We start from the raw sequence: 15,214 nt of genomic DNA on the forward strand, positions 1-15,214 counted from the left end.
CGCTCAGCGCTGGACAGGGACGGCGCTGCTCCAGTCAGAGAGCCTGAGCAAGAGAACGCCGCCGATGTTTACGAGCGACGGCTCGTCGAACCGATCGAAGGTGACGTAATTCGGCTGAATGCTGATCTGGCGCCCTTGGCTCGACAGAGTGATCTCGGCGGCTTCGGCTGGCGTCCCGTCTTCCATCTCCAACAATGTGTCGACCGGAACGTCGAAGACCACCATTTCATTTCCGACGCTCAGCGCAAGGGAGTTGTCCCGCAGGCTGATCGACAGCGGCTGCGACAGCCCCGGCACGGACCAGTTGCGCGCGGTCGTTCCGCGGTATGCAGAGAAATCGACGATCAGGATGTCGTAGTCATCCGTGGCGATGACACCCGATGTCTGGAACGATCGGCTGAACTGGCCTGCTTCGCCCGTGGTTCGGAGTGTCGGATCAAGGCCATAGGCGACCGCGATACGGCGTGAAAGGCCCGTGCCCGCCTCGGCAGAACTCGGCAGAGCCTCGGGCTCGACCGCGCCGAGCCCGCCTGCGACTTCGAGATAGCTGAGAATGTCGAGTGCCTCGGCGTTCTCTTCCGGCGTGAAGGGCGGATCGGCGACCATCGCACGAAACCGCTCGCTCTGGCTCTCGATCGAGATGCTGACCGCACCCTGGGGTCCGAAGGACGTGACGAGAAGCGCCAGAACGGGAAGTGCCGCGATGACCCGGATATCGTCGCGCAGGCTCGGACGCAGTTGAGCGAGAAGGATGGCCGCCGTCACCACTCCGAAAAGCACCAGCAGATAACGATCCGGCGTTACGCCATAGACCGAGATGCGCTGCCAGGTTGCCAGCAGCAGAAGGAGCAGCGGCACGGGCAGCATGACGGGCCACCAGCGCAGGAGCAGTCGCGTCGGCGGCCGGGCGCTGGAGAGGAACGGGTGGATGACCATCAGCGCTGCAAACAGGCAGACGCCGAAGGTGAGCACGAGCCAGCCTACCTGGCCTGCCGGCCAGTCACCCGACAGGATGATGGTCGCGGCATAGATGTGCAGGAGCACGGCGTAGATGATCAGCAGCGGTGCGGCCACGTAATCGCCGAGCACCTGCATGCCGCGCCGCACGGGAATTGGAGCGTCTTCCGGTGTGTCGAAATCCGTCGCCGCCGGCAATTGGCCAAGCGCGAACAAGGGCGCTGCAAAGCAGCCGACTGTCGCCCAGACATGACCATAGACCTGCTCCGGTACCGCGATGCCAAAGAGATAGGTGAGGCTCGCGAGGATTGCGGAGAAGCCGCCGGCAAAGAGAAGCAAGGCGAGAAGCCCCAGCAAGCCGGCGAACAGAAAACGCACCACGAACAACCAGAAGCTTTCGCTGCTGCCGCGCTGCAGGAATGGGCCGACAAGGACCAGCCCAGCGAGTGCGACGACGAAAGTCTGCTCGTACAGACGAACGGCTTCTTTCCATTCGATTAGACAGAAGGCGAGAAGCGCGGCCAGGCCGGTGAGCAGCAGTTCGGGTAGTCGCCCCAATCGCCGCGACTGTAGCGAGAGACAGAAAGCCAATGCCGCTATGGTGGCGACCGTCAACGGATAGGCGAAACCGCGGTCGCCCCAGAACAATGGCCACCATTCGCCGACACGGCCATTTGCCTCGATGGTGATGAGCACCAGAAGTAGCGCCACGACTGGAAAACGCCGCAGCGCCTTGAGCGTACCATCGAACATCTCGCCGATCACGCTGCCCCAGCCCTTGCGCGGGCCGGTCGAAGACTGGTTCTGCTCCACTGATGTCACGGGGCTACGCCCTGCCCCGGCAGGCCCGGCGTTCCGATCTGATCAGGGTTTTGGCGCACATACTCTTCCTTCAGTTCGAGCGACCCCTGACGCGAGCCGTCGTGGCTCCAGCCTGGCGGCGCGAACAGGTATCCGAGCCTCTGGCGCAAGGTCAGCCCGGGGCGTGCGGCATCCTTGAACATGTCGATCCATTCGTGAAATGCGAGCCGGATCGGATTGAAGGTGCCGACATTGCGGACGATCCCGTAGCGCGGCTGGTCGCTATCCAACTCCGGAACGAAGGTGCCGAACATGCGATCCCAAATGATCAGGCAACCGGCATAGTTGGCATCCAGATACCGCGGATTGGTCGCGTGGTGCACGCGATGATGCGATGGCGTGTTGAAGATCCATTCGATCGGCCGCCACATCTTCCCGATCGTCTCGGTGTGGATCCAGAACTGATAGACGAGATTGAGCCCGCCGACGAACAGGATGACAAGTGGATGGAAGCCGATCAGCACCAGCGGCAGCCGTAGGATGAACATCCCCGTGAAGGTGCCGGTCCAACTCTGGCGAAGCGCGGTGGAGAGATTGTAGTGCTGCGAGGAATGGTGGATCACGTGCTCCGCCCAGACCCAGCGGGAACGATGGGCGATGCGGTGATACCAGTAGTAGCGCAGATCATCGAGCACGAAGCAGAGCGCGATGGCCCACCAGGACGTGCCGAAATCGAAGATGCGATAGTCCCACGCCCAGATCAGAACGCCGAAAGACACGAAACCGAGCAGCAGACCGGAGACGACATTGCCGGTGCCGAGCAGCAGGCTCGCCAGCGTATCGCGCGTTTCGAAGGCACCGCGCCGCTTGAACCGACGGATCAGCACGATTTCGATGAGCATCGCGCCGATGAACAGCGGGATGGCGAGTTGCGTGACATCCGGAAAATCAGGCATCGGCATTCTCTCCGCGGGACGGCCGCTCTTCATCCCTGGCAGCAATCAGGGATCCGATGAGCCATAGCGACACTTCGGCGGCGTCTTCCGCCGATGCGAACACGAAGACGCCGCCCTTGAATGTGGTTTCCTTGAAATCGATCGCGAGCGAGCGCGCTTCCGGCCCTGCCGACACATGCACGGCGCCTCCCTGCAGCAGGCGTGCAATCGTGTGACGTCCGTGTGCCTGAACGAAGCCCGTCTGCTGGTCGGCTAGGCGAAGGAACGCAGCGCGTCGATCCGCGGTCAGCACGACGTCGCGGATAGGAAGAGCCGGGTACGCCTTGCCGAATTCGACGATCGCGGCGCCGGCATCATCCAGCAATGCCTGTGCGGAGCCGCCTGAGCGATGAACCGTCAGGACCACGAGCACGATACCGCCTATCACAATGGCAACGAGCAGACCGAGACTCACTGCAACCGCCTCCCAAGAGCGTGAATACGCACCAGCCTTGCAACCAGCTCCCCCTGCCGGTCAAGCTGTCAATGAACGGCCCGATGATCAAGCACCTTCGTTGCGGCCGCTTCGTCGTGGTCAGAAACGACTTGTTGAGGCAGCCCGAAGCAACCTGAGCTGTCGCCGCCACTGGGGTGGCTGTATGCTCGAGAGACCATCGATCGTCTTCCCCGACCGCGCCGCACGATCAAGGATCGGGGCCACGAGCGCAATTGGCAGGAAGGCGGCGAACAGGTCCCTGTCCATCCGTTTCGCGGCGCTGCGTGCCCGCTCGAGATGATCGCGTCCATAGGCGACGAGGGCTGCAATCACCGATCCTTCGTGGTGCCGCTCACCCAGAAACGATTCGGCATCGGTGCCGCATGCCGAGAGAATATCGCCCGGCACCAGCAGCTGGCCGCGTGCATGGTGGATGGGCAGCAGGAGCAGCGTGCCGGCGACCACCTGTGCAACGCCTGCATGGCCTGCTGCTTCGGCAGCACTCGTTGCCCGCTCTCCACCCAGAATCACCGCCGCGAGCTGGATGACCGTCGCTGCCGTCTCACCGGCATAGGCTTCGAAGCCTGCGCGGTCCGGCATGGGATCATCGTAGAGATCGAAGAGGCGAGCCTCGATGAAACGATCGAAGGCATCGCGCGGCAGGCGATGTCGGTCGATCGCGGCGAGAACCGCCTCGGCAGCCGGGTGGCCTGCTGCGGTGCTCGTACCCGAACCGGTGATCACATCGCGCCACCACTGCAGGCGCACTTCGCCGGCCAATGGCTCACGTACGAGGTCGCGAACACGCGCGATCTCTGCATTGAACAGATAGAGCGAAGCGAGCGCTCCGCGGACCGAAGCCGGTGAAAGCAGGCAGGCGAGATAGCGGTCCCGGTCGAGCTCGCGCAGCTCAGCGAGGCAGTATGCTTCGTGTTGCGTCAGCGTGCCGTCGGCCTCGCGATCCATGGGGGATCAAACGACGATCAAGGCAGCGGCGACAGCGCGCGATTCGGCCAGCATGACATTGTAGGTCCGCACGGCCGCACCTGTGCTCATGGGGTCGGACGTCATGCCGGCTGCCCGAAACGCGGCCTTCAGCTCCTTGGGGAGAGGTCGGATTTCGCGGCCCGTGCCGACCAGCAACACCTCGATGTCGCCGGCTTCCGCCAGCACCCGCTCGAAGAGCTCGACATCCAGTGCCGCGCCCTCCTCCGCCGACCAGCCGTGAATGCCCGACGGCAGGCACAGCAGCGATCCGCGATGCGACATATCGGCAAACCGGAAGCCACCATCCCCATATGCGTCGATGGGTGCGCGTCCCGGAAAGTGCGCTTCGCGAATGACGATGCCTTTTGCCATGGGCTCAGGCCGTTCCAGGACGCTGATCGATCGCACCCTCGGTCGTGCTGCCGCGCTCGTTGCCATCATCGAGCGACAACGCGCCCGGACGAAGGTTGAAAAGCACGAGCATCGGACCGGCGATGAAGATCGACGAGTAAGTACCGACGACGATACCGATGATCATTGCCAGCGTGAACGAGGCAATGACTTCACCGCCGAACAGGTAGAGCGCCGTCAAGGCCAGCAGCGTCGTGATGCCGGTGAGCACAGTTCGCGAAAGCGTCTGGTTCATCGACAGATCCAGAAGCTCGATCAACGGCATCTTCTTGTAGCGCCGCAGATTCTCACGCACGCGGTCGTAGACGACCACGGTGTCGTTGATCGAATAGCCCACGATCGTGAGGATGGCCGCGATACTCGTCAGATTGAATTCGATGCCGAAGAGCACGAAGAACCCGATCATCAGGATCACGTCATGCAGGGTCGAGGCGATGGCGCCCAGGCCAAAGTGCCATTCAAACCGCAGCCAGATGTAGACGAGCATCGCCGCCATCGCGGCAAGAACGCCGATCGTGCCGGCCAGTGCCAGTTCAGACGAAACCGTTGGCCCGACCACTTCGACACGCCGGATTTCGTAGTCGGAAGCCAGTTCCTGTTGTGCGGCAGTGACGTTCGCCTGTGTCGTCACGTCGTCCTCGGCAGAGCCGATGCGGACGAGCAGATCGCTTTCGGAACCGAATTCCTGAACCTGGACCTCGCCGATCTGCAGGCTGCCGAGCCTGTTGCGGACATCGGCGACATCGGCGGCACCCGACTGGGCGCGCACTTCGATGCTCGACCCGCCAAGGAAGTCGATGCCGTAGTTCAGGCCCATAGTGAAGAACATGGCGATCGCGGCAATGGACGAGACGATCGAGAAGCCGAAAGCAGCCTTGCGCCAGCGCATGAAGCCAATCTTCGTATCCGGCGGCACCAGCGTGACCATGCCCTTCGGCATTTCCTTTGGCTTGGCCCGACGCAGCCAGAACGCGATCAGCCAGCGGGTGAGCGTGAAGGCAGTAAAGACGGTCGTCACGATGCCGATCGCAAGCGTGATGGCGAAGCCGCGAACCGGGCCAGAGCCGAGATAGAACAGGATCACGGCGGCGATCAGCGTGGTCATGTTGGCGTCGAGAACCGTAGCCATGGCGCGGGAAAAGCCCGCATCGAGCGACTGAACAAGGCTGCGTCCCTGTCTGCGCTCTTCCTTGACGCGCTCATAGATGATGACGTTGGAATCGACCGCCATCCCCATGGTGAGGATGATGCCGGCGATGCCCGGCAAGGTGAGCGTCGCACCGAGGAATGTCAGGATCGCGATGATGAGTGCGACGTTGGCGACAAGCGCGATGTTGGCGATGATGCCGAGCTGGCCATAAGCCACAACCATGAACACCACGACCAGCAGGCCGCCGATGATAGATGCGAACTGGCCGGCCGCGATGGAATCGGCGCCGAGACCAGGACCGACTGCGCGTTCTTCGACGACGGTCAGGTCCGCCGGCAGCGCACCGGCGCGCAGGAGGATGGCGAGGTCATTGGCCGTCTGCGGCGTGAAGCTGCCGGAGATCTGGCCAGATCCACCGAGGATAGGTTCGTTGATGACAGGTGCGGAGATGACCTGGTTGTCGAGCACGATCGCGAAAGGACGGCCGACATTCTGCTGCGTCGCCGCGCCGAATGCCTGGGCACCGCGTGAATCGAAGCGGAACGTCACGATCGGCTCGTTGGTGCGCTGATCGAAGCCAGCCTGGGAATCGGTCAGGCTCTCGCCAGAAACGAGCTCGCGGATTTCGACGAGGTAAGGCTGGTCACCTTCGACGGACTGCAGCACTTCCGAGGTGGCGGGAGGCCGGCCGTTGATCGCCTCCTGCACCGGGATGGACGTATCGACCATGCGGAACGACAGTCGAGCGGTCTGACCGATCAGATCCTTGACGCGCTGCGGATCGGCCTCGCCCGGAACCTGCACGAGCACGCGGTTGGAGCCCTGGCGCTGGATGGTCGGCTCAGTCGTGCCGAGTTCGTCGATACGGCGGCGAACCACTTCGACCGACTGCGCGACTGCCGACGACATGCGGTAGTCGATCCCGGAATCCGTGAGCCCGATGTTGAGGACGCCCGTTTCCGGCTCGTTGATCGCGACTTCGCTCACCGTTCCGCCGCCAAACAGGCCGGAATTGACCGGCGCCGTCAGCGGCTGGAGAGCCGTGCGTGCTGCGGCGAGCTGCCCCGCATCGCGGATGCGCACGCGGACCGACGTATCGGAACGTACGAGACCGGTATAGCCGATACCGGCTTCACGCAGATACTGCCTGACGTCGCTCTCGACGGTGCGCAGACGTTCTTCGACGATGTCGTCGCGATCGATCTCGAGCAGGAGATGGACGCCACCCTGCAGATCGAGGCCCAGTGTCATCTGCCGCTTAGGCAGCCAATCGGGCAGACCCGCCAGCCGTTCCTGCGAGACCAGGTTCGGTGCCGCGACGACGACGCCGGCGAGAACCACGAGCCAGATCAGGATGGTTTTCCAGCGGGCGAAATACAGCATGGCGAGGTGCTTTCAATTGGATTGCGGACCGATGGCTCCATCGGTCCGCGGTCTATGCGCCCCCTCTAGGAGCGCAGGATGGTCTTTCTACGGCGAAGGGCTATTCCTTGACCGGCTCGCCCTTGACGCGGACGTCGGCAATCAGCGCGCGGGCAATACGCACCTTGGTGCCCTCGGCAATTTCCGCTTCCAGTTCGGTGTCGTCGATCACCTTGGTGACGCGTGCCAGGATGCCACCGCCCGTCACGATCTGGTCGCCACGACGAATACCCTTCAGCATTTCCTCGCGCTTCTTCATCTGCTGGCGCTGAGGCCGGATGATGAGGAAGTACATGATGACGAAGATCAGGATGAACGGCAGGATCGACATGACGATCTCGGCGCCGCCGCCCGCGGACTGCGCATAGGCCGGAGTGACGAACATGAATAGGCTCCTTCGGAAAACTCGTTGCGGCGGCTTTTTGCCCCCCTTGGCGTGCGCGGAATATAGCCACGACGCCTTGGAATGCAACCGAACTGGGCGCGTCATCCAAGCCGTCGTCTTTCGCCCGGTGGCATGACATGCTAACCGCGCCCTCAACGTTGGTGGAGGCTGGGTAGAGGCGGATGACGAAGGCAGTGTTGAGCGAGTTGATCGAGGAGGTGCGCCTGCTGCGCCTGGCTGTCGAGCGAGGCGGTCGTCAGTGGCCGAAACCGGATCTGGCTGCGGCCCAGTGCTTCCTCTTCGAAGGTGAGACGGGAACGCTGAAGCCCGTTCCTCAGCCGAATCGTATCGACCTCAGCCTCATCAAGGGCGTCGATCGCGTCCGCGACATCTTCGTCGAAAACACACAACGGTTTGCCGATGGCCTCCCGGCCAACAATGTGCTGCTCTGGGGCGCCCGCGGCATGGGCAAATCCTCCCTGATCAAGGCGACGCATGCGACGCTGACGGCAAGCGCCGATCCGGCACGGCCTCCGCTGAAGCTCGTGGAAATTCACCGCGAAGACATCGCTCTTCTACCGCGTCTGATGGCTGTTCTGCGCCTGGAAACGGCGTACCGCATCCTCCTTTTCTGCGACGATCTATCGTTCGATCACGACGATACGGACTACAAATCGCTCAAGGCCGCGCTCGATGGCGGGATCGAGGGGCGTCCGGAGAACGTGTTGTTTTACGCGACGTCCAACCGCCGCCACCTGCTGCCGCGCGACATGATGGAGAACGAGCGCTCGACGGCGATCAATCCCTCCGAGGCGGTTGAGGAAAAAGTCTCTCTGTCGGACAGGTTCGGGCTCTGGCTCGGCTTTCACAAATGCAGCCAGGACGACTACCTTGCCATGGTGACGTCCTATGCCAGCCATTACGGCCTCGATGCCGATGCGGACACGCTCAGGCGAGAATCGCTTGAATGGGCGACGACGCGGGGCGATCGGTCCGGCCGCGTCGCCTGGCAGTACATTCAGGATCTCGCCGGCCGAAGCGGTAAGGCGCTCACAGCCCGGCGCGCCTGACGGCGCAAACGAAAGCGGCGCCACATGGGCGCCGCGATTTTTGAAACTTGTGATCGACTGTCAGTCGAGGAAGCGGGTCGGGTCCACCGGCGTGGCGTTTTCGCGCACCTCGAAATGGACTTTCGGCTGTGTTGCCGTGCCCGTCATGCCCGATGCCGCGATGACCTGACCGCGCGTGACGTTGTCGCCTCGATTGACTTTCAGCTCCCTTGCATGGCCGTAGACCGTGACCAAGCCGTTGTCGTGACGCACCAGAACGGTGTTGCCGTATTCCTTGAGGCCGGAGCCTGCATAAATGACGACGCCGTTCTCGGCTGCCTTGATCTCGGAGCCTTCCGGCACCGAAATGTCGATGCCGTCATTGCGCACGCTGCCATCCTGAGCACCGAACGCCGTTACGACCTGGCCGCGAACCGGCCAGCGAAGCTTGCCGATGCCCGTTGCTTCCGGAGCGATCGCGGCGACATCGTTGCCGACGGCGTCGTCGATGCGTGCAGCTGGCTCGCTGGCTGCCGGGGGCGTGTAGCTCTGCTGCGGCGCCGCAGGCTGCTGCGGCTGGGCGGCGGGTGCAGCTGCAGCAGTGGTGACGGCGGCGGTCTGCTGCGGGTCGACCCGCGGCTGCTGAGCGGGGGCCTGTGCGACAGCCGTCGTTGCCGGCTGCGGAGCGGCTGCACCACCCAGATTCAGCGTCTGGCCAAGACGGATGTTGTCGCCCGAAATGTTGTTCGCCTGGCGAAGAGCCGCAACGGAAACACCGGTCTCGCGCGAAATGCGGCTCAGCGTATCGCCTGCCTTGACGGTGTAGGTCGAACCACCCGCCGAAGGAGCCGAGGCGGCAGGCGCTGTCAGCTGCGCGGCCTGCTCGTTGAGCGACCGTTCGGCAAGACGCGGGTCCACTGCCGACGAAGCGGCTGCCATCTGCTGCGCTGCGGGAGCCGCAAGCTGGGCAGGCGCCGGCTGGGCAGGTGCTGCCGAAGCGACGGTGCCGCCGCGGCTATAGCCCGGGATGACGATCTGCTGACCGCTTCTGATCTGGGATGCGTCGCTGATGCCGTTTGCCTGCATGATCTGCTCGACGGGCACGCTGTAGCGCTGCGAGATGCTGAAGAGTGTTTCATTCGGCTGCACGGTGACGCGCGGCGCACCTTCGGTCGACCAGCCACGGGGCCGGTTGGCGCTCGCCGTTGCCGGAGGAATGACCGGCGCCGTGGCCACCGGGGTCGTTGCCGTCGTCATCGTGTCCGGCGTCATGGGGGCGGCCGACGTCGGCGCCAACTGGGAACGCTGCACGCCACCGGTCGGAGCGAGCGCATACTGGCCGGAAGAATAGCTTTGATCGCCGGGGTAAGGCTGGGAAACCGCTGCCTGCTGAGGCGCCGCCATTCCCTGCCCCATGCCACCCTGGCCAACGTTTTCCTGCGGGGTCGGTACCGTGGCGGTGGTGAAATTGTCGAGACCGCCAAGCCTCAGGGATTCAGAGCTGCAGCCGGCGAGAAGGACGGCCAGCAGTGCCGCGCCGATGACGCCGGCGGATTTGGCGGATTTAGATGGACCAGTCTTTCGCATGTAGAGCCCCAAGACGACGCAGATACGCATGACCGTCATTAAGCCCTGTTAATGTTACCCGCCGGTTAATGCGCCACGCATTGTCCCGCACAAGATGCGAATAACCCGCAGAAAAGCCGATCGATTTCGTGATTTCCGCTATTAGATGCGCGCTGCGACGCCGGGGACCAGCGGCAGATAGGGCAGCTCAGGCCCATCGGTGCGTTCGAAGCGGTTGCCGATGCGAGTCAGCCGCGACAGGACGACCCGGCCGTTTTCCTTGATGATGCCCGTCAGCATCTGCCCTTCCGGTGCAAGATGATCGACGAAGCTTCGCGGCATCTGCTCGAAGGCGCCCGCGACGAAGATGCGGTCGAATGTCCCCTCGCCAGCGACACCCTGCCGGCCATCGGCGAGCTTGAGCGCGACATTCCGCAGGCCGAAATGCTCCAGCCGCTGCTGCGCAATGGCATGCAGCGTACGGTAGCGCTCGACGCTGACCACCCGGTCGACGATGCGCGCCATGACGGCTGCGGCGAAACCGGAGCCGGTGCCGACTTCCAGCACCCGCTGCCCCGCCTTCAGATCGAGCTGGTAAAGAAGACGCGCCATCAGGTCCGCGCCTTCCATGAAGGTGCCGCACTCGATCGGAATCATCCGCGACGAGTACGCCAGATCCGCATGGATCGGGGGCACGAATTGCGAGCGGGGCGTCTCTTCCAAGGCGGCAAGCAGGGTCGCGTCCGCGATGCCTTCCCGCCGCAAACGCAGGAGCAGGCTCGCAAAGCCTTCGATCTCTCCAAGAGGATTTCGGCTGTCAATCAAGGACGACGATCACTCTGCTGCGTCTTGCAGCACCTCTGCCAGGTGCGCCTGAAACTTATAATCGGTCATATCCAGTTTAAGCGGCGTTACCGATATGCGATTTTCGGTCATCGCCTCGACATCGGTGCCGGGTGCAATGTCTTCGGCAGCATCGCGGGAGAACCGCAGCCAGTAATAGGGAAAGCCGCGGCCGTCCGCGCGCTTTTCCATCGACAGGCCATGCAGGCGGCGCGCCTGGGACGCGACTTTGACGCCGACGACATCTTCCGGGCCGCAAGGCGGGAAGTTGACGTTGAGGAAGGTGTCGCGCGGGATCTCCAGGCCGATGAGACGCTTCAACAGCGCCGGTGCGTGGCGGCCGACCGTTTCCCAGTCGATGCGGCGTTCACGATGGGACAGAAACGCCTGGCTGAGCGCGATCGACCTGATGCCGAGCAGCGTGCCTTCGATCGCACCTGCAACGGTGCCGGAATAGGACACGTCTTCGGCGATGTTCTGGCCTGCATTGACGCCGGACAGAACGAGATCAGGCGGACTGTCCATCACTTCGCGCACGCCCATGATAACACAATCAGTCGGCGTGCCGCGAAGCGCGAAGCGCCGGTCACCTTCTTTGCGCAACCGCAAGGGCTCCGACAGGGTCAGCGAATGGGCGAGCCCGCTCTGATCGGTTTCCGGCGCGACGACCCACACGTCGTCGGACAGCGTTGCCGCGATGCGCTCCAGCACCTTCAGGCCTTCGGCATGAATGCCGTCGTCATTGGTCAGAAGAATGCGCAAGCGCCTCGCTCCCTTGTTTGTCCGTCCGTCCTAGCGAACTGCCTCGATCCGCGTCTTGCCACCCATGTAAGGAACCAGCGCCTCGGGAATGGTTACAGACCCATCCGCGTTCAGATAGTTCTCCAGCACGGCGATGAGAGCGCGCCCGACCGCTATGCCCGAACCGTTCAGCGTGTGCACGAAGCGCATCGTCTTCTCGCCGGCGACGCGGTAACGGGCGTTCATCCGCCGAGCCTGAAAGTCGCCGCAGACCGAGCAGGATGAAATTTCGCGATAGGCGTTCTGGCCAGGCAGCCAGACTTCGATGTCATAGGTCTTGCGGGCGCTGAAGCCCATGTCGCCGGTGCAGAGCGTCACGACACGATAGTGCAGGCCGAGGCGCTTCAGGACCTCCTCCGCACAGGCCGTCATCCGCTCATGCTCCGCCACCGAACTCTCCGCATCGGTGATGGAGACGAGCTCGCATTTCATGAACTGATGCTGACGCAGCATTCCGCGCGTGTCGCGGCCGGCAGAACCCGCTTCGGAGCGGAAGCTCGGCGTCAGTGCCGTGAAGCGCAGCGGCAATGTGGCCATGTCCACGATCTCGTCGCGCACGAGGTTCGTCAAAGGCACTTCAGCGGTCGGGATCAGATAGCGGCCGTCGCCTGTCTTGAAGAGATCTTCTTCGAACTTCGGCAGCTGACCTGTGCCGAACAGGGCCGGGTCACGCACCAGCAAGGGCGGCGAGACTTCCTGATAGCCATGTTCGGTCGTGTGCAGGTCCAGCATGAACTGACCAAGCGCGCGTTCCAGACGGGCAAGATCGCCCTTGAGGACCGTAAAACGTGCGCCGGAAATCTTTGAGGCACCCTCGAAATCCATGCCGCCGAGCGCTTCGCCGATCTCGAAATGCTCCTTGGCCGGATGGGTCCAGGTTGGCTTGTCACCATGGGTGCGGATTTCGACGTTGTCGCCTTCGTCGGCGCCCTCGGGCACGTCGTCTGCCGGGATGTTCGGCAGCACGCTGAGCGCTTCCGACAGCTCCTCGTCATTGCGACGCGCAGCCTCTTCGCTGTCCTGCATCGCCTGCTTGAGGCCAGCAACTTCGGCCTTCAGGGCTTCGGCGCGTTCTTTGTCACCGGCCGCCATGGCAGTGCCGATCTCTTTCGAGGCGGCGTTGCGGCGCGACTGCATGTCCTGAAGCCGGGCAATCTCCGCGCGGCGCGCCTCATCCAGTGCGATCAGGCGCTCGGCGATGGGCTCGGCACCACGCTTCTTCAGCGCCTGGTCCATGAGGCCGGGATTGTCACGGATCCATTTGATGTCGAGCATGGCACGTCCAGAAGTCTTCGAGCTGCGTGGAATTGGGTTCAATGACCGTGTGCGCGCTCTACGCGATTTGAGAGGCAAGCGGAAGCCCCGCCCCTCGCGACACGCACTCCCACTCGGACAATCAGTCCTTGACTGGCACCGTTGCCTGCTCTGCGACCTCGGCTTTCGCCTCATCTTCCTTGCGCTGGCGTTCGATGCGACGACCGATCCAGATGGAGATCTCGTAAAGAAGGATCGTGGGCAGCGCGAGACCGATCTGGCTGACCGGATCCGGCGGGGTCAGGATGGCGGCGGCCACGAAGGCGATCACGATCGCGAATTTGCGCTTGTCGATCAACGACTGAACGGTGATCAAGCCGGACTTGACCATCAGCGTCGTGACGACCGGCAACTGGAACACCAGGCCGAACGCGAAGATCAAGGTCATGACTAGACCGAGATATTCCGAGACGCGCGGGAGCAACTGGATCGCGACCTCGCCGCCTGCGCCGGTCTGCTCCATGGCCAGGAAGAACCACATGACCATGGGCGTGAAGAAGAAATAAACGAGCGCGCCACCGAGCAGGAACAGGATCGGTGAAGCCACAAGGAACGGCAGAAATGCCTGCTTCTCGTTCTTGTAGAGGCCTGGAGCCACGAATTTGTAGATCTGCGCCGCGATCACCGGAAAGGCGAGCACCAGGCCGCCGAACATGCCGATCTTGATCTGCGTGAAGAAGAATTCCTGCGGCGCCGTGTAGATCAGCTCGACTTCGCGGCCGTCCAGCCCGGCCCAGACGACGGCCCACTGGAATGGATAGACGAGGATGTTGAACAGCGGCTGAGCAAAGAAAAAGCAGACGAGGAAGGCGAGGAAGAAGGCGCCGACAGCCCACATCAGCCTCGAACGAAGCTCGATGAGATGCTCGATCAGTGGCTGGGGCTTGTCCTCAATGTCCGCGCTCACGCTTCACCTGTCTTTTTTGCTGCCTGACGGGCTCTTGGCGCGGCAGCAGGCTTATCGGCAGACGCCTGGTTCGGCTTCGGATTGACGGCACCGGCCGACGACGCCGGCTTCGCTCTTGGGGTTTTCGTTGCAGCTGGCTTGCGCACGCTGCTCGGCGGCGCACCAACCGTTGTCGCACTTACTGCTTCCGGCTTGGCGATACCTGCCGCGCTTTTCGGCGCGGCGCTGGCGGACGCAGCCGGCTTAGCGGATGTCGTCGATTTGGCTGGAGCAACTTGCTTGGCGGCCGCTACTGGCTTGGCAACTGCGTCCGGTTTTGAAACAGGGACTGCAGATGAGGCCGAAGTGGATGAGGTCGACGCTGCAGCGCCGGAGGCCGCGGCAGACGACGCAGCCGCGACTGCTGGCGGCGTAGATGCAGGCGCCGGATTTGCGGCGTTCGAACCAGGCGCCGGAGCCGACGGGTCCTTTTGCGCGACGGTAGGCTTGTCGCGCATGGCTTTGTTGATGTCGGAGCGAAGGTCGTCGCCCGCCTGCTTCAGCGGGTTCAGCGCATCGCGCAATTCGCGGGCGGGATTGAGACTACGAGCGTCGTTGACGGTCTTTCGAACGTCATCGAGCTCCGCTTCCTTCAGAGCCTCGTCGAATTGGCTGCGGAATTCGCCGGCCATGGATCTGAGCTTCGTCATCGTCCGCCCGAATGTCCGCAACACGCGCGGCAAGTCCTTCGGGCCGACGACGAGGATCAGCACGATCGCGATGACGAGGATTTCTCCCCAACCTAAGTCCAACATGGAAGTGAACGCTCCTCGCGCTGAGCTCTAAAGACGGTCGGACCGACTTAGCTCACCCGATCCTTGCGCTCTTCAGCCTGGTGCTCGACCGTCTTGGAGCTGTCCGGCGTTGCCGCAGTCTCGTCGTCGCTCATGCCCCGCTTGAAACTCTTGATGCCTTTTGCGACGTCGCCCATCAGCTCGGGGATCTTGCCACGGCCGAAAAGAAGCAGAACGACGACCAGAACGATCAGCCAGTGCCAGATGCTAAAGCTACCCATCACATTCTCCCATGCGGCACGCCCGCTTCCCTCATGTGGGATACGAGCCAGCCCCTTTCAAATTCAATCCTGCCAGTGGTTAGCCCAATCATTGCGCACGTGCAATCGATTGGGCATCAGTCTTCAAGCTGATAAA

Annotated in this window: 15 protein-coding genes; 1 reads left to right on the forward strand and 14 read right to left on the reverse strand. The window is 62.9% G+C overall.

The genetic code is table 11. The annotated features are described in order from the left end of the window. Nucleotides 1-3: 3 nt before the first annotated feature. The 7 genes from PU133_RS12760 to yajC form a co-directional block, all read right to left on the reverse strand. The gene (locus tag PU133_RS12760) at nt 4-1,779 is read right to left on the reverse strand and encodes a DUF4153 domain-containing protein (RefSeq protein ID WP_404862009.1); all 1,776 of its coding nucleotides are present in this window, start codon (nt 1,777-1,779) and stop codon (nt 4-6) included. Beyond that, a complete protein-coding gene (locus tag PU133_RS12765) occupies nt 1,776-2,720 on the reverse strand; it encodes a sterol desaturase family protein (RefSeq protein ID WP_404862010.1) in 945 nt (314 codons plus the stop codon). The genes PU133_RS12760 and PU133_RS12765 overlap by 4 nt, the downstream gene beginning before the upstream one ends. Next, entirely contained in the window at nt 2,707-3,168 is a 462-nt protein-coding gene (locus PU133_RS12770; protein ID WP_404862011.1) for a hypothetical protein, read from the reverse strand. The genes PU133_RS12765 and PU133_RS12770 overlap by 14 nt, the downstream gene beginning before the upstream one ends. A gap of 120 nt (nt 3,169-3,288) precedes the next feature. Next, a complete protein-coding gene (locus PU133_RS12775; RefSeq protein WP_404862012.1) occupies nt 3,289-4,155 on the reverse strand; it encodes a phytoene/squalene synthase family protein in 867 nt (288 codons plus the stop codon). Nucleotides 4,156-4,161: 6 nt separating this feature from the next. After that, on the reverse strand, nt 4,162-4,548 hold the full coding sequence (locus PU133_RS12780) for an Mth938-like domain-containing protein (RefSeq protein WP_126010508.1): 387 nt from the start codon (nt 4,546-4,548) through the stop codon (nt 4,162-4,164). A gap of 4 nt (nt 4,549-4,552) precedes the next feature. Then, nucleotides 4,553-7,120: a protein translocase subunit SecDF gene (gene secDF, locus PU133_RS12785; RefSeq protein ID WP_404862013.1), complete on the reverse strand. Its 2,568-nt coding sequence runs from the start codon at nt 7,118-7,120 to the stop codon at nt 4,553-4,555. Nucleotides 7,121-7,220: 100 nt separating this feature from the next. Continuing rightward, nucleotides 7,221-7,544 carry a preprotein translocase subunit YajC gene (yajC, locus tag PU133_RS12790; protein WP_126010510.1) on the reverse strand — a complete coding sequence of 108 codons (324 nt, stop codon included), beginning with the start codon at nt 7,542-7,544 and terminating at the stop codon, nt 7,221-7,223. A 182-nt stretch (nt 7,545-7,726) separates the two neighbouring features. Here yajC and PU133_RS12795 point away from each other — a divergent pair, with 182 nt between their 5' ends. Beyond that, on the forward strand, nt 7,727-8,614 hold the full coding sequence (locus tag PU133_RS12795) for an ATP-binding protein (protein ID WP_404862014.1): 888 nt from the start codon (nt 7,727-7,729) through the stop codon (nt 8,612-8,614). Between the two features lie 60 nt (nt 8,615-8,674). On the opposite strand, the gene PU133_RS12800 is transcribed toward PU133_RS12795, so the two are convergent. From PU133_RS12800 to PU133_RS12830, 7 genes are all read right to left on the reverse strand, one after another. Then, nucleotides 8,675-10,210 carry a LysM peptidoglycan-binding domain-containing protein gene (locus PU133_RS12800; protein WP_404862015.1) on the reverse strand — a complete coding sequence of 512 codons (1,536 nt, stop codon included), beginning with the start codon at nt 10,208-10,210 and terminating at the stop codon, nt 8,675-8,677. A 111-nt stretch (nt 10,211-10,321) separates the two neighbouring features. After that, nucleotides 10,322-10,984 (reverse strand): protein-L-isoaspartate(D-aspartate) O-methyltransferase, encoded by a 663-nt coding sequence (locus PU133_RS12805; protein WP_245451297.1) that lies wholly within the window; start codon nt 10,982-10,984, stop codon nt 10,322-10,324. A 9-nt stretch (nt 10,985-10,993) separates the two neighbouring features. Further along, nucleotides 10,994-11,764, reverse strand: coding sequence for a 5'/3'-nucleotidase SurE (surE, locus tag PU133_RS12810; RefSeq protein WP_404862016.1), 771 nt, complete (start codon nt 11,762-11,764; stop codon nt 10,994-10,996). Between the two features lie 30 nt (nt 11,765-11,794). Beyond that, nucleotides 11,795-13,078 (reverse strand): serine--tRNA ligase, encoded by a 1,284-nt coding sequence (gene serS / locus PU133_RS12815; RefSeq protein ID WP_404862017.1) that lies wholly within the window; start codon nt 13,076-13,078, stop codon nt 11,795-11,797. Between the two features lie 121 nt (nt 13,079-13,199). Then, on the reverse strand, nt 13,200-14,024 hold the full coding sequence (gene tatC / locus PU133_RS12820) for a twin-arginine translocase subunit TatC (protein ID WP_404862018.1): 825 nt from the start codon (nt 14,022-14,024) through the stop codon (nt 13,200-13,202). Beyond that, nucleotides 14,021-14,818 carry a Sec-independent protein translocase protein TatB gene (tatB, locus tag PU133_RS12825; protein ID WP_404862019.1) on the reverse strand — a complete coding sequence of 266 codons (798 nt, stop codon included), beginning with the start codon at nt 14,816-14,818 and terminating at the stop codon, nt 14,021-14,023. The genes tatC and tatB overlap by 4 nt, the downstream gene beginning before the upstream one ends. Nucleotides 14,819-14,865: 47 nt before the next feature. Then, entirely contained in the window at nt 14,866-15,078 is a 213-nt protein-coding gene (locus tag PU133_RS12830; protein WP_126010517.1) for a twin-arginine translocase TatA/TatE family subunit, read from the reverse strand. Nucleotides 15,079-15,214: the final 136 nt, after the last annotated feature.

Origin of the sequence: Georhizobium sp. MAB10 (genome assembly GCF_045012825.1) — a bacterium.
Taxonomy (GTDB): Bacteria; Pseudomonadota; Alphaproteobacteria; order Rhizobiales; family Rhizobiaceae; genus Georhizobium; species Georhizobium profundi.